Here is a 25,633-nt window from a genome sequence, read left to right as displayed (position 1 = left end):
AGTACGGGGAACACTTTTTTCGCTTATTTGCACTGCTGATGATTTGCGGTTCACCCCCGTGGGCGCGGGGAACACAGTTTACAAGTAATGGCGCCAGAATTGGCAAGCGGTTCATCCCCGTGATTATGGGGAACACATCATCAAACCTACCTAACTCAAAGTGAATAAAGTTTTAAACACTTTGTCCAATTTAAACTTTAGTGACTACGTAGTATTTTTCAGGAACAAAGCAATCTGATTATAGAAAATTTGAGACAAACTCTCTATCGGTTATAGCATTAAACCACTTTATAGTTCTTATACCTCCATAGCATTCAGATAACTCACAGAATACACCTCTAGCAATATCATCATTTGAAGCAACAATTTTATCTGAGATCATAGCTGTATCAATCAGATGAGCATCTTTCCTGGCGATAGAAATATATTTAGCATTCTCTAAATGATTTTTGATAATGTCAGTTGTTGTACTCTGCGGTTTTATAAAGTTAACTTGTTTCTTCGCGATTATAGAAGCCAACTACTTTCGAGTAAACAATGAACGGTGCTTCTTCCATTCAGATATTAGAGTTGGACAGAAATTGCTTGGATTATTTAATCTATTTCGTTTAGCGGGTCTAGGTATGTTGTCGTTAGTTCGTCAGAGCTGATCTCAATTCTATCGTAACGTATCCCCTTAAAATTGAGTATCCACTCATCACCACCGTCAACCATTGTGACTGTTAAAGCGGCAGAAAACTTATACGCCAGACAACTTGATAATTTAGAAGGTTGATAAGTTTTGCATTAATAATGCGGGAATTTATTTAATAAAGTTTCTTTGTTAATATAAATGTAGCTGAAAAATTTCCAAAAAAAGAACATATTTCATCAAAAGCAATAATTTACGTGATTATATTCGTATTTTTGATTTTTAGAAGTTGATTATTGCTTTTTCTGTTATAAAAACGTTTTTTAATTTAGTTTTTTGAGTTTATATGTACAAGTTAACAATGGCGATTTTTGCTGTATTTGCCTCTCAATCTACTTATGCGTCATGCACAAAACTAGTACAAAGTCATAAGTACTTGCTTAAAAAAGGAGTTGAATACTGTTTAGAAATTGAAAATAAGTATGTACTTCTAGAGATGGGTAAGGGTACTGATATGGCAGAAATTTCTGACAAAAATAAAACAGTTTTTGAAATTATGTATCCTGAAGAACAATTGATAATTCAAGATCAATTTATAGTAACAAGTTTTGCTGATATGCATATTACATATAGTAACGATTTTATTTATTTAGAAAATGCACCCAAAAAAAGGCGAAAAAGAAATGCAGTTGAAATTGTGAAGGCTGGGCGGTCAGCTGCTCTTTCTGTGGCTGGCTCAAGGTTGGCAGGAGGTGAAGCAGATTATGCACCTGAAATTATTGGAGGTATGTTTGCAGCTGTATCTGGTCCTGTGGCTGGTCCTTTTATTGGGGGATACATTATAGAAGATATTAAACGACGAGGTAAAGATCGTCGCCCTTTAACTAGAATAGATATCAATAAAGGGTTTAGCTCATCTGGTATGAGAACCTATTCACGTGTAAGTAGCGCAAGAACTGCAAGTTGTTATGCTGGTTGCCACTCTTAAATATAGATTTTATGATTATATATGAATAGAAAAACAATAGTTGCAAATGTACTTCTTTTGGATATTTTAATACCTTTACTTATAACTTTAGTATGGGGTTTTATTATAAAAGAGTGCGGGTATTTTGGTTTAACAAAATATTTTTATAAAGAAACTATACTCTTTACTCTCATTTTTTTAATGTTAAATTTTTATCAATATCTTAGAAAGAAATTCTCTAGTTCTAATAATTAAATAAATATTTTAAATTTTTGATGTATTAGAAAAAATAATGCGTTAAAAAAATTAACAACTTAAATGATTATTTTTTAAATCTAACAATATCTATTTGTGGTTTGACTCTTAAAAAAAACGGCTCGATGCTTGAGCAAAGAGCCGTCTTCCTGTTCCTAATATCTCAGTGTTCCAAGCCAAGATATTGGTCGAGCCCGTTCCACTCGAGTACTCATTACGTTAAAACTTTTTAGAGTGATCACCCAATAACAATCTATCATAATTTTTAAATACATGATCAGATAAGTTGAGATTTGAACATTATAACTCCCCTTTGTCCCAAAACGGCTTAAAGATCATAATAATCATGGTATTAGTTTTTTAGAGCTCATCGCCTCTAGCAAAATCAAACGCCTGACGCTATGTAACTAATAATGGGGCACTTCTGATTTATCAAGACCCAGTAGTGAATTTTTGCCACAAGAAGCCACAGATACGAATCATTAAAAACAAATGCTTGTTTGTATTTTTAAAACATTCAGTAATAATTTTCTTCTTATTTAAAACACTACCAAGATATACAATTTAATCGTATAAAAGATAAGGTATTTCGTTAAGTTAGATATTATAAAAATATGTGTTTTTCGTTTATCACTTTATGGTAAAACATAGAGTTTCTCATAACTCTGCGCTATGGTATAAACAAGAAAAGGCTGTGCGCATACTACAACTAACGTTATTACGCACTAGTTAAGGATTTTTATAGTTAACTATTATTAATATAAAGATGAGAACTTAATACTATTTTCCGCTGCATCTTTTCAAGGATCCAATTCGGCTCTCTCGCAAATAGATTATCTTTACTTAGCATTTAAATCATTAACACTTCATCACGTACAGAAGTAATAAACAAGTGTTGTGTTTCATTACTGAGCTTTAAAAGTGCTACTCGATTTTCAATATACGAATATAGCTCGTCTTGCCAGCTCTGAATATCCGCAATAGTAAGTTTTTCAAAACTATCTCCATTTACAACATCTAAACATAAACTCGCACAATGAACGGTTAAAGATGAGATTTTCATACTAACGTCCCCCATTATTGAGAAATTTTTCAAAAGCACTACCATCACGGCGTGTAAGGTTGGGCACAAAGCGAGAATAAACACGAAATAACATGGTGGTTGTACTGTGCCCCATCTGCTTTGCTATCCACTCTGGAGATTCACCTGATGCAAGCAATAACGTCGCATAGGTGTGCCTGGTTTGATAAGGATTACGGTGACGGAGACCTGCAGCATCAAGCGTGGGATACCAAATAGTTCGAGACACGACAGGATAACAAAATGGTTTACCTTTGCTGTTTATAAACACGAAAGTAGAAGTTGTGTATTTACTCCTCTTATGCTTTTGTAGAACATCAATAACACGGTCAATTAAATCAATATCTCGGTATGAACTTTCAGTTTTCAACTCTTTTAGTTCGTTACGAGAAAGTGCTTGTTTTACTTTGATCGTTTTATTTACTAAATCGATATCTTTCCACTGTAGTCCGTCAATTTCTCCCGTTCTCATCCCTGTAAAAAAGCGAGTGGTATAGTAAGTTTTATAAGCATCTGGAACGGCATTTAAAAAGCTCTCTACTTCATCAAGATGAAAAGGATCAATGACCGTTCGACTAACTTTTAACGCTTTAATATTTTTCCATGGTGAATTAAAGTCATACCGATCTGCGGCTTCATTCAATAACTGACGCAATGGCGTCATAATGTGATTGATTCTTGAAGAGCTTAGGTATTCGCCCTTTCGTCCTGGAACTTGAGATAAAATAGAGCGAAACTTCAGAATCTTCTGTTTGGTAATAGAGTTAATCTTATGATTTCCAAAGGCGGGTAGTAAGTATTTTTCAATAACCCCAGAGACATCAATATAATGCCCTTTTGACCATTCAATCTTTTTTTCAGCTAACCAGATATCAGCAAACTCAGCCAAGTTAGGACTATACGGTGCGTTATGATATTGGGAGGATGCTCTTTCTCTATGCTCCATTGCTCTAAATTTTTCACACAACTTACTTTGAGAAAAATACTTTTGATACTCAAAGCAACCAAGAGTGATCTCAGCTTCTATTTTGTTAGCGAGTAAAGTGAGTCGCTTTCTATTATGCGGGGTATCCGCCAACTGGGTTTGCTCTCGACAACGCTGACCTCGATATCTAAAATCAATAACTAATTTACCATTACGAGTGTTTATTGATGCCATAAGCTCACCCTATTTACCCGTTAATAATGATTCAATAGAAACGCCAATCAACATTTCTTCTTCTACACGTTCCCAAATAAATAAAATCTTTCGCCCCCCAAATGGGCGAATGTAGTGCACGCCTTCAAATAAAACGGAATCTTTTAATCGTTCACGAATGACACGCTCATCATATTTGATACGAGCTGCTAGCTCTGCTGTTGTAAGATAGGTATTGTCCATCGTACAATCTCCTATAACTCGATTTGATTTACAAAAAGCTTAAATGCTCTCCTACAGAACAAAATGTAACACAATATTGACCTATTGCAACCATTTTTAACCTACAGGAGACCATTTTTATCAGGAGAAGAGCATGCTGAAGTGCCATTTATCTAAGCTAATGGGCGAAAAAAGATTAAAAATTTCTGATATATCAAGAGATACGGGAATAAATAGAGGCACAATTACACGTTTATATAACGAAACAGCGACACGAGTTGATCTAGAAGTCATTGAGCAGCTTTGCGATTACTTAGATATTACGGTAGGTGAGTTGTTTGAAATCCAGAAAGACAGTGAAACTAATTAGATTATCTAATAACGAAAGTGCTAACCGATGAGAAAATGATTAAAGCCTACGAAAAATGGTGGTCACTGATTTGGTCACCGTTTGGTCACCGAGCATTTTTTAAGTGATTTTTTACAGACGTAAAAAAGCCCGCAATTGCTTGCGGGCTTTTTTATTTGGCTCCTCCTGCTGGACTTGAACCAGCGACATACGGATTAACAGTCCGCCGTTCTACCGACTGAACTAAGGAGGAATTGTTTGGAGCAGGCAGCGGGAATCGAACCCGCATCATCAGCTTGGAAGGCTGATGTAATAGCCATTATACGATGCCTGCTAAGCATCTCTGCAAATTATGGTGGTGGGGGAAGGATTCGAACCTTCGAAGGCAGTGCCGGCAGATTTACAATCTGCTCCCTTTGGCCACTCGGGAACCCCACCGAAATTTAATGGTGCCGACTACCGGAGTCGAACTGGTGACCTACTGATTACAAGTCAGTTGCTCTACCTACTGAGCTAAGTCGGCACTAAAATTTCGTTTTATCATCAAGCCAAAGCTTAACAATTAAATATGGCGGAGAGATAGGGATTTGAACCCTAGATACGCTATAAACGTATGCCGGTTTTCAAGACCGGTGCTTTCAACCACTCAGCCATCTCTCCGTAAGTGCGGTGAATAATATCGAGCTAAGCTGCTGCTGTAAAGGAAAAAAAAACGAAAATTGTTCAAGTAGTTACTTTTCAACCAAATATGCAACCATTACTCAAAAAAGAAACAATCTTATTGCTTTTATCTCATAGCCTTAATTGGTTCTATGTACTTTTATTACTTTTTCACTTTGAGATATGTACTTTTTTATTATCCATAGCCTTTTGCAAAAACTTGAAGTTAAAAAACACCTCGAAACTTAAGTCATTGTTATATAGCACAATAAAGGTTGGCATCAATATTGATGAATATTTAAGCACTATATTATTTGCACTAAAAACCTGAGAGGTAACGATGAAGTCTCAAATTTTTGCTCTGTCTGCCTTTCTCTTATTAATCTTTTATGTAGATATGGTAAACGCTAAACCGTTTTCAACCTGCCCGCATATTGGTTATCTCTTTCATCAGTCCGAGAATGTGACATTGATAAATGTTGACGGGCGAACCAACCATCAAGGAAGTATTACCGGTACTTATGATGCCGTTGGCTTCAATGACACTGATAACTACATTTATGGCCTCCAAAATAATAACGTCGTTAGAATTCATAACACCTTTGCAAGTGAAGAAATAGAGATAGAAAATCTGCCTGAACATAACTTCACGGCAGGGGATGTTCATAATGATAAGTTATACTTATATGCCAAAAGTGAAGGGATCTGGGCGGTTGATTTAGCAATAAAAACAGCGGAACAAATATTAAAAGCCGAACATGCATCTTATAATCTTTCCGATCTTGCGATTCACCCTACTGGCACCTTATATGCGCTTGGTAATAGTAAGAATATCCATCGCTTCGATCTCTCAGGTACATTGGAAGAAAACCATCTTGCTTTATCTGTCTCATCAGGTTTAAAAGGGGTACGTGACTTTAGTAACCAATTCTTTGATGCTGATGGAATGTTTTTCGTTATCGATTCATTGAGTGGTGAAGCGCTTTTCTTTTATAGCCTGTCGCCATCAAGTTCAATGGAAGACGTTAGCTATAGCGCCCTGTCTAATTTTGACAACGTCGCTAATACCTCAGATATTGCTCGCTGTAATCAGGCGCCATTAACACTAAAGGGTTATGATTTTGGTGACGCGCCAAATTCATATGGCACCTCGCTTTTATCAAACGGTGCACGCCATAGAGTATCGTCACGTTTATTCCTTGGTTTAGAGCCGGATGAAGATCTACTCGCTCAGCACTTTCCACTCTTCGATGACAACGAAACAGGGAACGATGATCAAGGAATAACTTTTACTACCGCAACACTCAACCAAGGCTCAACTGCATTTCTCAATGCTCAAGTCGGTGGCTTTGCTACTGGTCATTTATCAGGTTGGGTTGATTGGAATAATGATGGTTATTTTGATAGTGGCGATGAAAAGGTACTCGATAATATCCCCCTAAATGAAGGGAATCACACATTGACTATTGATGTTCCTATGGATGCGAGTATTTCTGATGCTATCTGGTCACGATTTAGAATTAATGAACAATTAAATACATCACCAGCTGGAGAAGGTGGAATTGGTGAAGTAGAAGACTACCCTTTGAGTGTTACTAGCTTTGATACACAAGAAAGTTACTTATGGTTTCCCTCTCAAGGTGGTTTTGCAACACTTGCATTTGAAGACCGTTGGCCTTTTCAAGACGACTATGACTTTAACGATGTCGTATTAAAATACCGCGTTGGTCATATTCAGGAAACGGTGACTGGTAAGCTTTCAAAACTCACGATCGATATTGAATTACAATCTTATGGCGGCGGTTATAACAATGGCTTTGGCATTAAACTTGATGGCATTCCATCTTCCAGTATAGATACGGCAAAAAGCTTTATTATTATTAATAATCAGCATCATGATAGCGTCTTGGAAATGCCAGAAAATCCAGAAGATGACGCAGTTTTAATTTTTACCAGCTCCCTTAAACAGTATTTTAGTTCTGATTGTGATAATGGCTTTTTGCGGGTCGATCCAAACTGTGAGCTAGATATGAATGAACGTGTTACCGCGTCAATGAAAGTTAGCTTTAACACACCGATCACTTACCCAGAGCACCTTCACCCTTATCTAAATCCATTTATTTTTGCCACTCCTAATGATAATCATGGTTTTGACTCTCCCCCCTCTCGTGGATTAGAGATCCATTTAAAGAATTTTTCACCGACGATAAAAGCCGATCAGAATTTATTTACAAGTGAAGATGACCGTTCAAGTAATCCGACTATTAATTGTGGTGTCGAGAATAGCTGTGATAGTTATCAAAATGAAAATGGGATCCCGTTTGCTATCTTAGTGCCATCAGACTGGAAAAGCCCGATAGAGGGCAAAAGTATTTTATCAGCCTACCCAGGTATTGAAGACTATATAAGCAATGATGAAGACGTTGATAAAGCGTGGTTTAGTCAATCGGAAGCATCAAAAGTTTATTCTCTTACCGACGAGGAGTAATACCAATGAATAAGACTCTATTTATATTGTTACTCTTTACTTTTATGATCACGGGCTGTTTGAGCAGTAGTCCATCAGAGGAAGAAAATCAATCCGTAGCCACGGATAACGACACAGTAAATAGTGTACAACCTCCTGTTTTCTTTCCTGTTAAAGAGACTGATGATGTAAACGATAGCAACAATGAAGCTGAGGTTGAAATTGATACTGTAAATGACGATATATTTGATAAACAAAACAGTGAGAAGTTTCCAACATTAGACGCTAAAAGTGTTACTTTTTCTGGAAATATTACGACTATCCCTGTAACCATTACTAATCCCATTTCAGAAAATATCTACGTAAATATCTATCGCGATTACAGTACAGACATTGATGGTAATTTCATTGTTAATCATATAGATAGACTAATTGCTACTGCAGTTATTGAAGCGACTTATGAAGGTGAGTTATTTATTACGCCGGATATCAATAAATTACTCATCGAGATTATTGAACTCAATAATAATCAAATAATTAGCTAACAAGAGATCGCTTTCCCAATTGAAAGCATCAACTTATAAAAAAGCCCGAAAGATATTATTTCTATCTTTCGGGCTATCGTTAACGGCTAATATTTACAATTTTTGCCAAGGGCTTCCAGCATCAGGTTTATTACCTTGAGTCCACCACTTCGCTTTATATTCACTTCATTGATAACTGACTTTGTCACCACCAACATATACAGCTCCTGCATTCCATGCAGGAGTATCTGTCGCAGGAGGATCAACTGGTTCTACAGGAACCACTGGATCGACGGGCTCGACAGGCGTAACAGGGTCTACCGGATCAACGGGGGGTTCGACTGGATCAACAGGCTCAGGTGTAACTGGCGTACCACTTTCTAGCCCCCAAGGTCCTCCACTTGCAGGGTTATCACCTTGTGTCCACCACTTCGCTGTATATACTGCGCCTTGGTAACTGACTTTATCTCCGCCGGTATAAACTTTATTGCTTTCCCATGTAGCCACACCATCTAATGGCGGGTCTACAGGATCGATAGGCTTACCCGTATCTGGTAATTTATCGACAACGCGAACAGCTGGCCAATTAGCATGAGAGCCATATGCATTAGCGACACATTTTTCGTAATCACCTTCAACTAAAGCTGAATACGCTGTTTGGAAACCTACCAATTCACATTCAAAAGAAACACCGCCTGGGCGATCAGAATAATATTTCCAGTTTGCATCCCAGTTGGTGTATAACACATCGGTTGCGCCATTAAGATTTAAACTACCATAGGGTGTTTGCTGCCAGCAGGTGTTTTTTTCATCTTCTGCAATAGCAATTTCATAATGCTCTGCTAAACCTTCCCAGTAACGAATACGGTTAACAGGCTGTCCTTTATTTTTGTTTTGTTCACCACATTCGATACCACCATTAATCACATTGATAGTGGTACCAAAGCCATATGTAATACCTGCATCAATTTCACGTTGTGATGGTTTCCATGTACGATCAATAACATGAAGCATCGCAGGTTTAGGGGCTTGTGGGGTTAAGAAAAACCAAATTGCAGAAGCGAGGTTTAGCCAAGAATCGGCGACTAAACCAGGATCATTCAGTAACACAGTTGCATCACCGTCGAACATCACTTCAGAGAAGGCACCATAGTTAAAATGGTAGGAAAGCTGTTTAGCGCCTCGGCCAAAATAACCTTCGCCGTCAGCACATGGCCAACGTTTATTTTGCCAATCATCTTGCCCACAGCCTGTAGTATAACCCGCTTGCCCTTCAGACCAGCCCATTTCACGCACGTGAACTAATGCTTGTTGCCATTCATCTAATGCCAGTGGATTATCTGAATAATTATCGATACTGATATGTCCGCCCGTTTCTTGTGAGAAATGAGCGAATGCCGTCACGATAGACGTTTTACAGATCTCATCAGCATTACGTCCGTCGGTATAGTCGCCACAGAAAGCAGGAAACTTACCAATTGCGCGGAGAAAACGAGTATAGGTGTATTCAGGAGCCGCCATTTGTGTCAAGAAATTCCACTCGGTTTCAGGAAATACTCGTTCAACACGTTTTACGTTGTCAGGGTTGCTTGCAGCATCAGGGTAGATCGCTTCAACCTCTGTATTTGGGCGTGTTTCGAGTGCTTTAGCCCATACGTCATACATTGGATCTAACATCTTTGCATCTTCCGCGGCTGTTATTTCTGCTCGTTCAATTATGTAGCCACCTGGATTTTCGGGATCAGGCTGTGGATTCATCGCATAACTGCTTGTCGCGGATAAACCAGCAATCAGTAATGCTAATTGACTTATTTTCGCCATTATAAATTCCTTTTCAGTACGAATTATCTATCTTTCAGAGCTAAAATAAGTCGGCATACTCACCAAACAGTGCTATTTAATGTGACGCTAATAATTTTTAATATTCAAAACTCATCTTAGCTATCAGTACATTTACAAATAATTACTTAATAACGGCAACGTCCAAATGTTAAAACCGTGTTACATAACTTATTTTTATGTACACTGTAATGAATTGATTCAATTAATATCTTTGGCTGTCACACTGTACACAAAATTTGAAAACATAATAATGAAGGCTAGCAAAACTTATTTAAGATTCTTTTATTAAAAATACTTAAAATCATCAATGAAAAAAATAACGTATTGAAAAGTATTGTTTTTATATTATTCATTTAAGACGTAGATGGCAATAAACAAAGATGAATTGAGTTGCAGATCATTATGATCAATATATTTAGGATATGATAAAGTTAATAATAAGAAATAAATATCACGCTAAAATAGAGTTAAATAACAAAAATATTAATAATATTTTTAAGCAGAAGCTTTAGCGTTGTAAATGATACAACTATAATATCAAACACCTTAAATATATAATTTCGTATTTTATTATAAATCACGTTGAAACATAGTTACACGTTGTATAGTGCGCTATATCAACGTTCCTTAACGCTGGAATAAAACTAGTGACACTAGTTGAAAGGTTAAGCTAACTTTACTTCAGTTATAAAAATAAATATTTCTCATCATCTATCACATGCCTTTTCTAAACCAAACATATTGAGATTATTAAGGTATATATTTTGAATTCTTATAACGCTGAGAGTAATCTAAAATGGAAGTGAGCTTTAAATTAAGGAGCAGTAATAATGATAAGTTGTCATCAACATGACTATATTGAGATAGCCTGTATGCTCCACCTTGATGTGAGTTTAACGTATAGAAATGGAGAGAGAATTTCAGGGATCGCCCAAGATACTTGTTATAACGCGCATAGAGAAGAATGTATTGAATTGAAAATTAATAATACCGTTTCAAGAATCGTACTCGATCATCTCGCCTCTATGCAGGCACTCACCGCGAATCCGCATTTTGAGACGGTTAATTTTTAAATTTACATTGTAAATAGTGATTGTTTTTTAGTCATCTACGCGAGTGAAAAACAAAAAGGTGACTTGAATAGTAAGTCACCTTTTTATTAACCAAAAAACTTAAATATACCATTTAAACATATTTAAGTTATTTATAAGTAAACGCCATTTCACCCTTAGCATCTGTGTATAACGTCGCTTTAGATTGCTTAATCAACTGTGCTGCATATGAAGGTGTAACAGCGCGTAACTCACCTTTCGCTGATACAAATTGACCTTCCCAAGCAACATCTCGGTATTTACCTGCTTCTAAAATCTCTACTACAACTTTCATAATCAATGCACCTCAAATGAATATTTTAAACAATCCTACCGAAACACTTCGCGGTTCCTCTGTTAGTCTCTTTAATTTACCTCGTTTTGATTAATTGTCATTACAACAAAAATGCAACGTTAGTTATTCATAAATGGTACATTCAAAAAAATTTTACCTTTTTCTGTTTTTATCTTAGGGGAATAAATACGCGAACCAACCACCTCCTATATGAAAATAAAATTAACGCAATAAAAACAATGGTATATATGAAATATACATACTATGAAATATCACAACAACCTATAAAAGGTACATCATACGCAATAATAGTGGTGAATAAATAATTACCATTTATGAATAGAATTCAAGATTGCAAAAATGATCATTCCCACATTCATTTTTGACATAATAAAACATAAAAAAAGGGCAACATGCTGTTGCCCTCGTAAATATCTAGAAGCTATTTATGATTATTTAATCACAACATCTTGAGTAGTAAACTTACCATTATCAAGTGGTTGCTTGTGTTCAGTCTTCGCATTGAAATCTAATTTAGATAACTCTACACGACGAATAGTACTGTCATGCATAGTTTTGTAGAACAGTTCACCATTGCCTTGATCAATAACTGATGTCCACTGAGTCGCACTCGGTAAATCAGGGATATGTGACTTATCGTTAAACTCACTGCCAATTGGAATATCGAAGTTATTCAAAATATGGAAAGCTTGTGATACTGCTTCTTGCGACGTCTTAAATACAGGTGCGCTATTGACATAGAATGCAGCGCGAACAAAACGTGACGGCGGAGAAATATCACCCGGTAAACCCACAAAGTTAGAGCCAACACCAAACGATTTAGCTTCTACCCCATTGATCTTTTGTGGCGCACTGATACCAGGGTGAAGGTTGATATAGTTATTTAAGTTCGTCACCTGCCAATTGTAATCTGGCGAATTAGTTAGCACTTTTGCCGTGTTCTTATGAATATTGATCTTACCGTGATCCATTATTTCAATCACGATACTATTACCTTGCTTGTCCGATACACGCCAGTGCGCCGTTGGGGATGGGTTACCTTCCGAATCAAAGTAAACCGTTACAATCTTGATTTTACTTAACGCAGCTTCAACTTCTGCAACCGTTGAATATTGGCTTAACATCCAACGTACAAAGTCCATATCAGTGATGTTATTCACGGTATTTTTTGGATCATATTTCGCAAGTTAGCCATAACCACGGAAATAGAATAAACCGGCCGTTAAGCCTTTTTCGTTAATACCTTCAGCAATAAAACGATCATCACTAACAGAGATCCCAGTAAAGCCATATTTACTCTTCCAAGTTAGACCTTGCTTTTGATCTGGCATTGTCGAGGTATAGCTGTAATTACGAGGAGAAACAATTAACTTACTGTTTAAATCGCTATGACCCCACTCAATGGTACGAGCTTGAATATGATCATTGTCTGTTGTGCCCAGTGTAATTCCAGTACAAGCACTTGCAGCAGAACTAAAACATGACGCCAAAAGCAATGTTAATAACGTTTTTTTCATAAATATGCCTGCGAATGTAAACGCATATAATTAATCTTTGATAATAGTCCATTGTGGAAAATAAAAACAACGTTTTATATGTCTTCATGTATAAAAAAACCCACTTCTAGAAGTGGGCTTTTAATTCGCTAAATTTTATGAGCTATTTTTTAAATCGCCCAACCGCCGGCATAAAACACAACCAGTGCAATAGCAATCACTACTGTACCGATATTAAGTTTTTTCACTTCTCCTGACATTACACGTCCAACAACCAGTGAAGTAAAACCTAACATGATACCCGTTACAATATTACAGGTCAGTACGATAAACACAGCACACAGAAGACCTGATAGTGCATCGACAGAGTCTTCCATATCAAGCTTACTAACGTTACTTAGCATTAATAGACCTACGTACATCAGTGCAGGAGCTGTTGCGTAAGAAGGGACAAGGTAGCTAAGCGGAGCCAAGAACAACATGAAGATGAACAATACACCTACCGTAGTCGCTGTTAGACCCGTCTTACCACCCGCAGCTGTACCCGCTGCTGATTCAATGTATACCGCAGCTGGAGAGCCACCGACAAAGCCTGCGAAAATACTACTAACTGAATCGGCAGTTAGAGCCTTGCCACCATTAATAATATGACCACGTTTGTTAAGCAGGTTTGCTTGACCAGCAACAGCACGAATAGTACCTGTTGCATCAAAAATCGCAGTCATCACAAGTGCTAATACTGTAGGCAAAATAACAGGGTTTAGGGCGCCCATAATATCCATTGAGCCTAATAATGATTCGCCTTCATGACCAAATGTCGGCAATGCGAAGATGCCATGGAACGTCACTTTTGGATCAAAGATAAGACCAATAATAGAGATGGCAATAATCACTAATAAAATGCCACCAGGAACGCGGCGCTTTTCTAAACCTAAAATGGCAGCTAGACCTAAAATAGACATAACAACAGGAAAAGCAGTAAAGTCACCAAACGCAACAGGTAAACCCTCTGCTGGGTTTTTGATCACAAGACCAACACCATTAGCGGCAATCAAAAGTAGAAATAGACCAATACCAATCCCCGTACCGTGAGCAATACCTGTTGGCATGTTTTTCATGATCCAGCTACGTACACCTGTAACAGTGATCAAAGTAAACACAACACCCATCAAGAATACAGCGCCAAGAGCAACTGGTACGCTGACACCTTGCCCTAACACTAAACTAAATGCAGTAAATGCAGTCAGTGAGATAGCACAACCAATTGCCATAGGCAAACGTGCCCATAATCCCATAAGTAACGAGCCAAATGCAGCAACTAAACAGGTTGCAATGAACACTGCACCTTGATTAAAGCCAGCAGCTCCTAACATGTTTGGAACTACAATAACGGAGTAAACCATCGCTAAAAATGTAGTTAAACCTGCAATCACTTCCTGTTTAACATTGCTACCACGAGCAGAAATTTCAAAGTAACGATCCAATTTACTTTGAGGTTCAGAATGAGAAGGGCGTTGACTTGTACTGTCAGCAGACATGGTAAATTCCTATTTGATCAATATTACGATGCTTTTTTACAGTTGAAATTGCGCGTAACCAACGTACGCAAACGTTTTCTTTTTTTGGAAAATAAAAGGCTGATGTAGACATCAGCCTTTTATTTCTTCCGCGGCGATCATACCTATAAATAGGTGTGTCGCGCTATAAATAAATCACATTTATCATTTAAAATTGCGTTTTATTACATTTATTGCAAGAAAAGAGTGATCATTGCAGCCATTGGCATGTTTAAACCATCAGTCTAACAATCTGAAAACCAACATATAACGATTGAAAGGTCTAAATGAAAATAAGGGCGAACAAATCGCCCCGAATACTTTTGCTGAAACCTACGCGTATTATGGCAGCAGTTTCTTAGTAAACATCTTTAATATAATCAAACAAATGAAGGCTGATAGTGCAATCAAGAAAATAGTGTGGAATACATCATGGTAGCTGCTCGCCGCCTGAGTCAGGCTTTGCACCTTACCGTCTGCCATTGTCACCGATGTTGCCGTTGCTATCCAAGCTGCTACATAGTTAGCGATAGAGCCTGATACCAACATGTAAATACCCGCAAGAGTACCTGTTGAGTTTGCAGGGTTCAAACGAGTGATTGCCGCCAACGCAACTGGATCGATAAACATTTCAGCTAAACCAATCAGACCTAGACCAACTGTTACCCATAGCATTGAAGTGTGACCAGAATGCATTGCGAGCTTAGACGAAATATTGATCAAGAGAAAACCCGCAGTCAGGAATAAGAAGCCAATACCTAACTTAGACAACGTTTTGGGCTGTATATTAAATCGTGCCAGTAATTTCCACGCCCAAGCAACCAATGCCCCACCAACGATAACGGCAAATGGATTTATTGATTGATAGAAACTAGTAGGAATATTGAAGCCAAACAGATCTTTATTTACGTTGCGTTCAATAAATAAGGTAATAGAGCTACCACCTTGCTGGTCAAATGCCCAAAATAACGTACCAAACAACATGAACAATACTATTGCCCATATATTTTTCTTACCCTGAGCATCGCTACTAGCATAAATACGGCCCATTAAAAATAGCGAGACAATACCGATCACAATGAGAACAAAGCCAGCCCAAAGCTGCGCAAGGATGACTGCAAAGAATGCAACACTCAATATCACACCGACAACTAACAACATTGAGTTCGAAATGCCTGCGGTTTTAGCCGACAGTGCTTCTTTTTTAAGACCAGCTACATCTTTAAAGGCATTGCGACCAGAAAGAAATACTATAAGGCCAGCAAACATACCCAAGCCCGCAATACCAAAACCAATATGCCAACCATAAGTTTCAGCAAAATAACCCGTAGCAATCGGAGCAATAAAAGCACCAAGGTTGGCACCAACATAAGATAAAGAGAAACCGGAATCTCGGATTGATTCACGATCATGGTAAAGCTCACCCAGCAAACAGCTAGAGTTGGTCTTGAAGAAACCATATCCAACAATAATTAGAGCAAGAGCTATATATAAAGTAGAGTGCCCTGAAGTAGGAAAGGATAATACGGTGTGACCTGCAACCATCAGCAAAGAGCCTATTGCCACAGACCAAAAGTTTCCTAAGTATCTATCTGCAATATACCCACCAATGATTGGCGTCACATAAACAAGCGATGTATAAGCACCGTAAAGTGCGTAGGCGTGTGCATCAGAAAAAAGTAGCTGCTTTGTTAAATATAGAATCAGTAAGGCACGCATGCCGTAATAACTGAAATACTCCCAAGCCTGTACACTGATTACGTAAAGTAGACCCCTAGGATGAGAAATATTGCTCATATTTTTCCTTTCCTGAATTAATTATATTTTTCTGCCACAGCGAACTAACATAGTGAAAAGAGGTAGATAATTTTTATCTTTCTTTTAGCTAACTCACGAAAAAAAAGCAGCAACAGCTGCTGTTAACTTTAAATCACCTGGTGATATCTTCCTGTTTAAGCAAGGAATAAAAATCAACCAATAGTGAATAAAAATTCACATAAAGAATACTTTATTTTGTATAAATGCCAAGAGAAAAACTAAAAACAAATATTGTAACCTACAGCATAACTAGTCATTAAATATTCACTAATTAGCCATGTTATGATATGTATCATACGAAATAACATTATTTAATGAATAGAAACCAAGAGCAAACCATTATCGAGATCTAACTTTCCATTTATAATGCTTTTTTTGGGTGCATAGAATTACGGTAAATATTCATATTTGAGGCCTGGCTTAGTGCTGATTCAAATATATCGAAGTACGACAGAGCAATCTTAAAAATATAATTATCTTGCGAGAACGGGAACGACTCGAAGGCAATATCACTTTGAATATATATTTGGCTCCATTTCGGCATCACCCACATTTATCTACAATGCAAACTGATGCTGCGAATTCAATAAACTGCCACACAATTACATATCTCGTTTTTTGCTTTACCTTACGTCCATTTGGCTTCCGATGTTGGTCAAACCATAAGAGCAACAGTTAGCCAAAGTTAAGCAATCATTTCATCGATGAATGCATCTACATACATAATTAAAGAGAAATTACTTCTAGGCGGCTGTCAGTTGCTAACTATGATAAAGGCTCAGTAACTGCGATAGAGCAAAACCAACAAATAGATCGCATCACTACCCATCCCGATTTTGATCCCATTGGTACCATGATTAATAAATAATCGAAATCAGCAACCTCAGATCTTTCATCTTCTAAAATGAGGTTTTTCGCCTCTTGAATGAATTTACTTTTTTCTAATTAAAAAGAGCATTCAGTCCTCTTCAGTCACCTCTAAAAATAAAACAATCATTAAAAGCACCTAATTACATTTTTTATGCTTCTTTAGCTTATATGTTATACCTTTTAGTTATTTAGCAAATATATGACTAGATCCATAATCCAGCTATTCGCTGTCAGCATAACTACGATAAGAAGCTGGAATATATAATGAAACCTGATATTGATACCGCCCTTTCAAGCACCAGTACTCCCCTATACCAACAAGCAAACATGACACCTCAACAATGGAAAGCTGCAACAAAATTCGACAGTGTTGATATCGGTTGGATTGTCATGAGTATTGGTATGGCCATTGGCGCGGGGATTGTTTTTCTCCCAGTACAAGTTGGCGTCATGGGGTTATGGGTCTTTTTACTCTCATCGGTCATTGGCTACCCTGCAATGTATTTGTTTCAGAAACTGTTTATCAATACCCTTGCTGAATCAAAAAAATGTACCGATTATCCAGGCGTCATCAGCGGTTATTTAGGTAAAAACTGGGGGATTGCACTCGGTATTCTATACTTTATTATGTTAATCATTTGGGTATTGGTTTACTCCCTCGCAATCACTAATGACAGTGCCTCATACCTACATACTTTTGGGGTGACCAGTGGGCACTTAAACCATAATATTTTCTATGGCTTAGCATTAATCTGCTTGTTGAGTTATATCGGCTCAAAAAGTGAAAAGTTTCTGTTTAAAATCTCTGGAGTTATGGCGGTTACTGTCATTACTTTGGTTGCTGTTATGGGTGTTCTTCTTATCCCACAATGGAACTTTAGCAATATTACTGCTGTTGGTGATTGGGAAGTAACGCTAAAAAATGCAATCATCACACTGCCTTTTACCCTGACATCAATCTTATTTATTCAATCACTGAGCCCAATGGTGATCTCTTACCGCTCTCATGAAAAGTCGATTGAAGTGGCACGTTATAAAGCTTCACGCGCGATGAAAATAGCCTTTAGCATTTTGTTTGTCGTGGTCTTTTTCTTTGCCGTTTCATTCACCTTTGCGATTAGCCAGTCTGAAGCACGACATGCAATGGAAGAAAACATTTCAGCCCTTGCTATGATTGCGCATTACTTCCCTGGTAGTTGGGCAACTATAGTCGGTATTGTGATCAATATTTTTGCCGTTGTGACATCATTTTTTGGTGTGTTCTTAGCATTTAAAGAAGCATGTCGCGGACTGACCATGAATATTTTAGAACGTAAATATAAACCAGAGCAGATCAATAACGATGTAGTGAATAAGCTGATCACCGTTTTTATCATCGTAATTGCATGGGCAGCCGTTGCATTAAACCTACCGATTTTATCGTTTACATCTATCTGCTCACCAATCTTCGGTATCGTAGGTTGTTTAATTCCAGCTTATTTAGTCTACAAAGTTCCAGTGCTGAATAAATATAAAGGTACCGCAACTTACCTTATTATTATCACAGGCATCTTGTTATGCATCTAACCACTGCTTGCTTTTATTTAATTCAATAATCACTCTTTGTTAAAACATAAAAAACGCCGTTACTTCTTATTCTTTCTGATTGAAAGAGGATGGAAGTAACGGCGTTTCTATTGCAAAGAGGTCGAATTATGCAGTTGTCATCGCAACAGCTTGTTTCTTCGCTTTTATACGTTTTTGTGCAAGTGCGACGCCTGTAAGACTGTAGTGGTCAACTAAAATTGGCCACGGTTTTAGAGTTTTCCCAATATAATCGTTCTGATTCGTTGGGAGTTAGGCCGCCATTATATTGATGCGGCCTGAGTTGACAGTAATACCCGATAATGTAGCGGATGATCTCTTGTTGAGCTTCAGCAAAACTACGATAACCCACTGTTGGCACCCATTCGGTCTTTAAGCTTCTAAAGAAACGCTCCATTGGTGCATTATCCCAGCAATTTCCTCGGCGAGATAAACTCTGTTTTATCTTAAAACGCCACAGTAATTGACGGTACTTTCGACTTGTATAGTGGCTACCTTGATCGCTGTGGAACATGACGCCTTTCGGCTTACCACGCGACTCATAAGCCATTGAAAGAGCTTTGCCTGTCAGACTGGAATCAGGTGATAAAGACATCGACCAACCAATCACTTTGCGGGCAAAAAGATCAATAACAACCGCTAAATACATCCAGCGATTTCCTGTCCAAATATACGTAACATCACCAACCCAAACTTCATTTGGGGCGGTAACAGCAAACTGTCGGCCCAAGTGATTTGGAACCTCAACATGTTCTTGAGAAGCCTTTCTGTATCGATGCTTTGGCTGTTGGCAACTGACTAAACCAAGCTCTCTCATGAGTTTTGTTGCTCGGTATCGGCTCAGTTTTAAACCCTGATTTGTGACTATATCTGCAATAGTCCTCGCTCCCGCAGAGGCGTTGCTTGCTGCGTGGGCCTCACTAACTAAGCTGCGAAGTTTGACTGTTTCCGCCCTAATCGCTGTTGGACGCTTTAGCCAATAGTTATAACTACTTCGATGAACATTGAAGACTTCGCATAATGTTTTTACGCTATAGCTCTGCTTGAGTTTCTTGATCATCAAGAATTGTTCAGTGAGTCCGACATCAACAGAGCCGTGGCTTTTTTTAATATTTCATTATGCTCTTCAAGACGAGCTAACTTCTTTTTTAATTCCCGAATTTCTATTTGCTCAGGGGTCATAGGCGAAGCTTTTGGCGTTTTGCCTTGTCGTTCTTGTTTAAGCTGACGAACCCATTTATCCATCGTGGATTTACCCACATTCATGGCTTGGGCGGCTTCTGCCACTGAGTAATTTTGATCAATCACTAACTGTGAAGCCTCGAGCTTGAATTCTGCGCTGAATAGTCGTCTTGTACGATTTGTCATAGTGTCACCTGTTAACGTATGAAGTGATGATATCACCTCTAACTAAGTGACCAAATTCACTATGCCACTACAGAACCATGATGCCACCGATGTAATGGTAAGCTTCTAAGTGCTCATTAAGCATCACACTAGCGATACCAGCCGCCATGATCGGCAATAAGTTCATAAACATTGCAGTACGATCAGCACCTAAACGCTCAATCGATAACATCCATAACCAAGGCGCAATCACAGAAGCTAACAATGCAGCATACGCAATCAAAGGTACAGAAGACGCGGTGATCGCCATACGATGGCTCATTAACAACAATGGCGTTAACATAATAACGGCAAACAAGCATTGAACGTAAACAGACTTCCATGTTGAAAATGGCATTTTCCAGCGTTTTAGCAGCACACAGTAAAGTGCATAAACTACTGCAGCAATCAACATCAACATATCACCTTGCTTGATCCCCTGTGAAATCAAGATTTTTACATCACCATGGCTTAGCATTAATACCAACCCACTAAGGGATAATACCGCACCAATTAACGCAAATGGTGATAAACGCTGACCAAGGATCGGTACACTTAAAAACATACTGATCAACGGCACGAGTGAAATAATCAAGGCGATGTTAGTCGCCGTTGTGGTTGCCGCAGCAAAATAGCCTAATGATTGGTTTAAAACCATGCCAAGTAAGCCGAGAAAAGCCAGCTTAGTAAGGTAAGGTTTAATTATCGCACGATCACGCCAAACAGATTTAGCAACAAAAGGAGTTAGCATAACTAATGCGAAGAACCAGCGATAAAAAGATATCGCACCAGGATCAATGACACTGAATGCCATCTTGTTGACAATGGCATTCCCTGCCCATATTGCAACTGTAATTAAGGGGAATAAATAGAACATTGTCTGCCTTATATGAAGAACTTGATCAGATAACTAAATCCGTATCTGAATCATTAATGCTGCTATTCTGTCACGTCTTTTAAGATACATATATCTCCAGTCGGACATCCTAAATCGATTGTCGGACATATTCATAAATCAAATATTGCTCACAAAAATACGACAAAAAACGAACATGCTGAATTAGCTGAATAAATACATTGTGTCTTAATTTTTCAGGACAAAAAGCTCAACTATTTAAGCTGGGCCATTAAAATTTAAGATAGCGCTTATCACAATACAGACCTCAAAACCCCGAAGATCCTGCAATAAATAAGGGACAACCCTTTATTCCTTTTTTAAAAAGTTTAGTTATATAACTAAGACATCCTCATTTCGCTAGACACATCATTACCCGCTCATATGGAATATATAGCTCCAGCATTCATTCCACATGGTAATAATTTGCAATAAAGGTTGTTACTTTCAAATATTGTTTGAATAAAGATCACAGCTTAATGAATTTAAGCAATCATATGAGACTAAATTTATATCAATGTGATGTTGAGCTAAATATTTAAGTAAATATGGGTATTTAATAATGGAGAACTAAAAAAGTCCCACAAGATTACTTATGGAGTAGCAAATGGAAAAGTTAATGCGATTTATAGAAAGCAGACTCATGCCTATCGCAGGAAAAGTGGCACAACAACGCCATCTAGGTGCAATAAGGAATGCTTATATATCGTTCATGCCTTTTATTATTGTTGGCTCAATTTTACTTGTGATCAGCTCATTTCCAAATGCGGCTTATAAGGAATTTATGGCATCAATATTTGGACCTAACTGGGGCACAAATATTGAAATTCCGTTCTCCGTCATTTTTTCTGGCATGTCATTATTTATTTCTTTTATGGTCGCTTATCGATTAGCTGAGCGTTATAAAATCGATAAAATTTCAGCCGGAATTTTATCATTATCAGCCTTTCTTGTATTAACCCCTTTTGCTCAAATTGAAGAAGTTGGAACAGTTATCCCAACAGATTGGCTAGGTTCGCGCGGATTGTTTGTTGCTATGATTGGCGCGCTGCTTTGGACTGAAGTATTTCGTTGGTTCATTCAGCATAATATTACGATAAAAATGCCAAACGGCGTGCCCCCAGCAGTCGAAAAGTCATTCGCGGCACTCATTCCTGCAACAGTTGTTTTATGTTTAGCCCTTGCAATCAGATTGGCTTTTGCAAGCACTTCTTATGAAACTATCCACCAATTTATTTATGATGTGCTTGCCACACCAGTTCGCTCGTTTGGCACATCTTATTTTGGTGCCTTGCTCACCTCTATCACCATCACTATTTTATGGTCTGTAGGGATCAATAGTGGTTCGATGGTCAACGGTATTATGCGTCCAGTGTGGGCTGAAAACCAACAAGATAACTTACTCGCAGTAGCACAAGGTATCACCCCCCCACATGTCGTAACTGAACAATTTTTTGACTTAATTTGGATGGGTGGTGCAGGTGCAACACTGTCTTTAATTATTGCAGTACTTTTATTCTCTCGCTCTCAGCATATCAAAAAAGTCGGTAAATTAGCCGCAGGCTCTTCCATCTTTAATATCAATGAACCTGTGCTATTTGGTTTACCTATTATCATGAACCCTATTATGTTGATTCCTTTTAACTTAGTGCCATTAGTGCTCGTTACTATTCAATATGTTGCGATGTCTACAGGGTTAGTTTCAACCACTACTGGCGCATTTATACCTTGGACTCTTCCGCCAATACTGTCTGGTTTTATTGTTACTGCCAGTATTTCAGGCGCAATTATGCAAATTATTAACCTCGCTATCGGTGCTGTCATCTACTTACCGTTTTTACGAGTTCTCGATAAGCAATACCGAGCAAGTGAAGAGAAAACTCAAGATGATGCATCACAGATCAAAGAACAACAACCAATTAAGGCTTAAATAATGGAAAAGAACACATGGGGTATTATTGCAACATGGCGTATGGCTTTTGATGGGATCTCAGAAGGTGCAACTCAGCTTCAGAACCAACATCCAGCCAGTGAAGCTGTAATAACATCAGTAAAAATGGTCGAAGATTATCCTTTTTACAAAAGTGTCGGTTATGGCGGCTTACCTAATGAAGATGGCGTCGTTGAACTTGATGCTGCATTTATGCATGGCACAACAATGGCGCTCGGTGCTGTTGCAAGTATTAAAGATATTGCTAATCCAATTGAGGTTGCTGAAAAGCTGAGTCAAGAGCGCTTTAATAGCTTTATGGTTGGTGCTGGTGCTGAGAAATGGGCTCATGACCAAGGTTTTGAGCAGAAGAAAATGCTCACAGAGCGAGCAAATCAGCACTACACCAAGCGTTGCCGTGAAACCATTTTTCGCGGTCTATCTCCCTACACAGGTCATGACACAGTCGGCGTAGCTGCACTCGATACCAATGGCGATATTTGTGTTGGCACATCCACCAGTGGACTCTTTATGAAACGACCTGGTCGTGTGGGTGACTCTCCTGTATCAGGTTCAGGCTTTTATGCCGATAGTGATATTGGCGCCGCAACGGCCACAGGGTTAGGTGAAGACTTAATGAAAGGTTGCATCAGCTATGAAATTATCCGCCGAATGGGTGAGGGAATGACGCCTCAAGAAGCCGCTGATTCAACAGTAAATGATCTTGAAGAAAAATTAATCAAACAATATGGCAAGGCCGGCGATCTTTCTGTGGTTTGTATTGATAAAAATGGCGACTTTGGTGCCGCAACGAATATCGATAACTTTTCATTTTCAGTAGCCACATCAAAACACCCAGCGACAATTTACGTATGTCAGCGCGATGGTAAAAAAACCTCATACCAAGTCGCGACAAAAGAATGGTTAGACGCTTATCAAGCGCGCATTACCGCTCCAATTATTTAAACAAGGATTATGACAATGAAAAAAATCTTACTTATTTGTGATATGGGTATGTCTACAAGCTTAGTAGTAAAGCGTATGCAAGAAGCGGCAACAGAACAATCAATTGATACTTTGATTGAAGCAAAAGGCTCACAAGATTTTGAAGACAATATCAATGAATTCGATTGTTTTCTTATTGCGCCACAAATTAGTTATAAATTAACGGATTTCAAAGTAATTGCTGATGCTCATCAAAAGCCTGTTGCGCTGATCAACATGATGGATTATGGCATGACAGATGGTAAGAAAATCTTATCTCAAGCACTTGAACTAGCGGTTTAATATTATGAATAAAGATCAATACGAAGAATTTGTAATGAGTCTGATAGTTCAAGCCGGTCAGACTAGAAGTATGTTAATGACAGCCATTCGAGAAGCTAAAAATGGCAATTTTGATGAAGCCGATTCTCTTGTTAAAAATGCAAGTCTATCGTTAAAAGAAGCACATCAAATTCAAACAAAACTCATTGAATATGATGAGGGTGAAGGAAAGTTACCAGTGCATATCGTTATGGTTCATGCACAAGACCACCTAATGAATGCTGTCTTAATGATGGATCTAGCCACTGAGATAATTGATTTAAGAAAAACAGTATCTCAGTAAAATTAAAATAAGGGAGAGTATTCTCCCTTATTTTTTTTCATCGTTACTCATTATAAAATATCCATTCGGCGTTAAGTTTTTTAATCTTTTTCTTATAATTCTCTTATTAAGAATATCTTCATAAGATAGTAATATAGATGGAAGCCCTAACCTTTCATCAAAAGCAACACCAGATATAATATCTGAAATATCTTTTTTAAAATCAAAAGAGATCTCACCTGAATTAAAATACATTAATTCATCATCACAAATATCATATTCAATATTCATCATCTTCAACAAAGACTCTACATCTTCATTTTTTTTAATTATTACTTTATTTATATCATAAGGTAGAGATTCAGTTAAAAATGATATTAACTTTTTCTTTGAATCATTATTAAAATTATTGATCAAAGCAAAAATAATATAAGATGTATAAACTTCAGTGAACACAATTAAGTAAGCATTTTTGGCATATATCTCTGATGGTACTTGAACGATATCAACAATGACCTCTCCCAATTTAGAAATATCACTCTTGATAACCCTTGGTACATTATTCTTTTTTAAACAACGACTTAAGGATGATCTTGATAAATCTTTATTGATTAACTCACAGCCAACATCAAGCAACTCATCTAAAGAAAGCATTAACCTTTTTCTAAGATAAAGAATAATCCACTCTTGTTCGGCATTTAATCGTCGATGGATAACATTTGGACGATGTGACTTATCAATCACGCTATCTCTTCTTCGCCATTTCCTTACCGTATCAATAGAAATACCTAATTCTTTCGCCAACTCAGAATCAGATTTTGTTGATGTTTTTATATATTTCCTTGTTCTAGGTGTTGTATTTGCATTTGAATGTAGTTTTATTTCCATAAAAAATAACACTCTCTAATTTTATTATCAAACATTAAAAACTCTATATATAGTAACAAAAATTTAAAATTTATTCATC

21 protein-coding genes, 5 tRNA genes and 1 pseudogene are annotated in these 25,633 nt (G+C 37.7%); 10 read left to right on the top strand and 17 right to left on the bottom strand.

Going from position 1 to position 25,633, the window contains the following annotated elements; all coding sequences use genetic code 11:
• Positions 1-238: 238 nt before the first annotated feature.
• The gene (locus SKA34_RS05890) at positions 239-520 is read right to left on the bottom strand and encodes a hypothetical protein (protein ID WP_006644580.1); all 282 of its coding nucleotides are present in this window, start codon (positions 518-520) and stop codon (positions 239-241) included.
• A gap of 457 nt (positions 521-977) precedes the next feature.
• Between SKA34_RS05890 and SKA34_RS05885 the strand changes: the two genes are divergently transcribed.
• Positions 978-1,619, top strand: coding sequence for a hypothetical protein (locus SKA34_RS05885; RefSeq protein ID WP_006644579.1), 642 nt, complete (start codon positions 978-980; stop codon positions 1,617-1,619).
• Positions 1,620-2,703: 1,084 nt separating this feature from the next.
• Here the strand turns inward: SKA34_RS05885 and SKA34_RS05880 are convergent.
• The 3 genes from SKA34_RS05880 to SKA34_RS05870 are packed head-to-tail and all read right to left on the bottom strand — an operon-like array spanning position 2,704 to position 4,315.
• Positions 2,704-2,916 carry a hypothetical protein gene (locus tag SKA34_RS05880; RefSeq protein WP_006644578.1) on the bottom strand — a complete coding sequence of 71 codons (213 nt, stop codon included), beginning with the start codon at positions 2,914-2,916 and terminating at the stop codon, positions 2,704-2,706.
• 1 nt (position 2,917) lies between these two features.
• Positions 2,918-4,093, bottom strand: a complete 1,176-nt coding sequence (locus SKA34_RS05875; RefSeq protein ID WP_006644577.1) for a site-specific integrase — start codon at positions 4,091-4,093, stop codon at positions 2,918-2,920.
• A gap of 9 nt (positions 4,094-4,102) precedes the next feature.
• Positions 4,103-4,315 carry a hypothetical protein gene (locus tag SKA34_RS05870; protein WP_005366793.1) on the bottom strand — a complete coding sequence of 71 codons (213 nt, stop codon included), beginning with the start codon at positions 4,313-4,315 and terminating at the stop codon, positions 4,103-4,105.
• Between the two features lie 133 nt (positions 4,316-4,448).
• Here SKA34_RS05870 and SKA34_RS05865 point away from each other — a divergent pair, with 133 nt between their 5' ends.
• Positions 4,449-4,664, top strand: coding sequence for a helix-turn-helix transcriptional regulator (locus SKA34_RS05865; RefSeq protein WP_005366791.1), 216 nt, complete (start codon positions 4,449-4,451; stop codon positions 4,662-4,664).
• A gap of 156 nt (positions 4,665-4,820) precedes the next feature.
• On the opposite strand, the gene SKA34_RS05860 is transcribed toward SKA34_RS05865, so the two are convergent.
• From SKA34_RS05860 to SKA34_RS05840, 5 genes are all read right to left on the bottom strand, one after another.
• A tRNA-Asn gene (locus tag SKA34_RS05860) sits at positions 4,821-4,896 on the bottom strand.
• A 6-nt stretch (positions 4,897-4,902) separates the two neighbouring features.
• Positions 4,903-4,977, bottom strand: a tRNA-Gly gene (locus tag SKA34_RS05855).
• Between the two features lie 19 nt (positions 4,978-4,996).
• Positions 4,997-5,081: transfer RNA gene (locus tag SKA34_RS05850), tRNA-Tyr, on the bottom strand.
• 9 nt (positions 5,082-5,090) lie between these two features.
• Positions 5,091-5,166, bottom strand: a tRNA-Thr gene (locus SKA34_RS05845).
• A gap of 46 nt (positions 5,167-5,212) precedes the next feature.
• Positions 5,213-5,303 (bottom strand) — tRNA-Ser (locus SKA34_RS05840).
• Between the two features lie 340 nt (positions 5,304-5,643).
• Between SKA34_RS05840 and SKA34_RS05835 the strand changes: the two genes are divergently transcribed.
• Both SKA34_RS05835 and SKA34_RS05830 read left to right on the top strand, forming a co-directional pair.
• Entirely contained in the window at positions 5,644-7,791 is a 2,148-nt protein-coding gene (locus tag SKA34_RS05835) for an LruC domain-containing protein (protein ID WP_006644575.1), read from the top strand.
• A 5-nt stretch (positions 7,792-7,796) separates the two neighbouring features.
• Positions 7,797-8,315: a hypothetical protein gene (locus tag SKA34_RS05830; RefSeq protein WP_006644574.1), complete on the top strand. Its 519-nt coding sequence runs from the start codon at positions 7,797-7,799 to the stop codon at positions 8,313-8,315.
• Between the two features lie 165 nt (positions 8,316-8,480).
• Here the strand turns inward: SKA34_RS05830 and SKA34_RS05825 are convergent, their stop codons facing one another.
• Complete coding sequence (locus SKA34_RS05825) at positions 8,481-10,115, bottom strand: chitinase (protein ID WP_006644573.1); 1,635 nt, start codon at positions 10,113-10,115, stop codon at positions 8,481-8,483.
• An 851-nt stretch (positions 10,116-10,966) separates the two neighbouring features.
• Between SKA34_RS05825 and SKA34_RS05820 the strand changes: the two genes are divergently transcribed.
• Positions 10,967-11,209, top strand: coding sequence for a Rho-binding antiterminator (locus tag SKA34_RS05820; RefSeq protein ID WP_006644572.1), 243 nt, complete (start codon positions 10,967-10,969; stop codon positions 11,207-11,209).
• 127 nt (positions 11,210-11,336) lie between these two features.
• Here SKA34_RS05820 and SKA34_RS05815 read toward each other — a convergent pair whose 3' ends face one another.
• The 4 genes and pseudogenes from SKA34_RS05815 to SKA34_RS05800 all read right to left on the bottom strand — a co-directional run bounded on the left by SKA34_RS05815 (position 11,337) and on the right by SKA34_RS05800 (position 16,392).
• Positions 11,337-11,522 carry a hypothetical protein gene (locus SKA34_RS05815; protein ID WP_006644571.1) on the bottom strand — a complete coding sequence of 62 codons (186 nt, stop codon included), beginning with the start codon at positions 11,520-11,522 and terminating at the stop codon, positions 11,337-11,339.
• A 452-nt stretch (positions 11,523-11,974) separates the two neighbouring features.
• A pseudogene (locus SKA34_RS05810) lies at positions 11,975-13,060 on the bottom strand (linear amide C-N hydrolase).
• 149 nt (positions 13,061-13,209) lie between these two features.
• Positions 13,210-14,577 (bottom strand): NCS2 family permease, encoded by a 1,368-nt coding sequence (locus SKA34_RS05805; protein ID WP_006644568.1) that lies wholly within the window; start codon positions 14,575-14,577, stop codon positions 13,210-13,212.
• Positions 14,578-14,937: 360 nt separating this feature from the next.
• Positions 14,938-16,392: a peptide MFS transporter gene (locus SKA34_RS05800; RefSeq protein WP_039859737.1), complete on the bottom strand. Its 1,455-nt coding sequence runs from the start codon at positions 16,390-16,392 to the stop codon at positions 14,938-14,940.
• Between the two features lie 1,155 nt (positions 16,393-17,547).
• Here SKA34_RS05800 and SKA34_RS05795 point away from each other — a divergent pair.
• Complete coding sequence (locus SKA34_RS05795) at positions 17,548-18,849, top strand: amino acid permease (RefSeq protein WP_006644565.1); 1,302 nt, start codon at positions 17,548-17,550, stop codon at positions 18,847-18,849.
• Between the two features lie 208 nt (positions 18,850-19,057).
• Here the strand turns inward: SKA34_RS05795 and SKA34_RS05790 are convergent.
• Positions 19,058-20,235, bottom strand: a protein-coding gene (locus SKA34_RS05790) for an IS3 family transposase (RefSeq protein ID WP_086004105.1) whose coding sequence is annotated in 2 segments (ribosomal slippage) — positions 19,058-19,977 and positions 19,977-20,235 — 1,179 coding nt in all. Because the reading frame shifts where the segments join, the coding sequence is not laid out codon by codon here.
• Between the two features lie 67 nt (positions 20,236-20,302).
• Complete coding sequence (locus SKA34_RS05780) at positions 20,303-21,130, bottom strand: DMT family transporter (protein ID WP_006644564.1); 828 nt, start codon at positions 21,128-21,130, stop codon at positions 20,303-20,305.
• Positions 21,131-21,755: 625 nt separating this feature from the next.
• On the opposite strand from SKA34_RS05780, the gene celB reads away from it, so the two are divergent.
• From celB to SKA34_RS05760, 4 genes are read left to right on the top strand one after another with little or no spacing between them, the layout of a single operon-like run.
• On the top strand, positions 21,756-23,078 hold the full coding sequence (gene celB / locus SKA34_RS05775) for a PTS cellobiose transporter subunit IIC (RefSeq protein WP_006644563.1): 1,323 nt from the start codon (positions 21,756-21,758) through the stop codon (positions 23,076-23,078).
• 3 nt (positions 23,079-23,081) lie between these two features.
• On the top strand, positions 23,082-24,044 hold the full coding sequence (locus tag SKA34_RS05770; RefSeq protein WP_006644562.1) for a N(4)-(beta-N-acetylglucosaminyl)-L-asparaginase: 963 nt from the start codon (positions 23,082-23,084) through the stop codon (positions 24,042-24,044).
• A 15-nt stretch (positions 24,045-24,059) separates the two neighbouring features.
• Positions 24,060-24,365, top strand: coding sequence for a PTS sugar transporter subunit IIB (locus SKA34_RS05765; protein ID WP_006644561.1), 306 nt, complete (start codon positions 24,060-24,062; stop codon positions 24,363-24,365).
• Between the two features lie 4 nt (positions 24,366-24,369).
• Positions 24,370-24,687 (top strand): PTS lactose/cellobiose transporter subunit IIA, encoded by a 318-nt coding sequence (locus SKA34_RS05760; RefSeq protein WP_006644560.1) that lies wholly within the window; start codon positions 24,370-24,372, stop codon positions 24,685-24,687.
• 27 nt (positions 24,688-24,714) lie between these two features.
• On the opposite strand, the gene SKA34_RS05755 is transcribed toward SKA34_RS05760, so the two are convergent.
• A complete protein-coding gene (locus SKA34_RS05755; protein WP_006644559.1) occupies positions 24,715-25,554 on the bottom strand; it encodes a helix-turn-helix domain-containing protein in 840 nt (279 codons plus the stop codon).
• Between the last annotated feature and the right edge of the window lie 79 nt (positions 25,555-25,633).

The sequence above is a fragment of the Photobacterium sp. SKA34 genome (genome assembly GCF_000153325.1).
GTDB lineage: Bacteria > Pseudomonadota > Gammaproteobacteria > Enterobacterales > Vibrionaceae > Photobacterium.
This window is presented reverse-complemented; position numbering and strand designations above follow the sequence as displayed.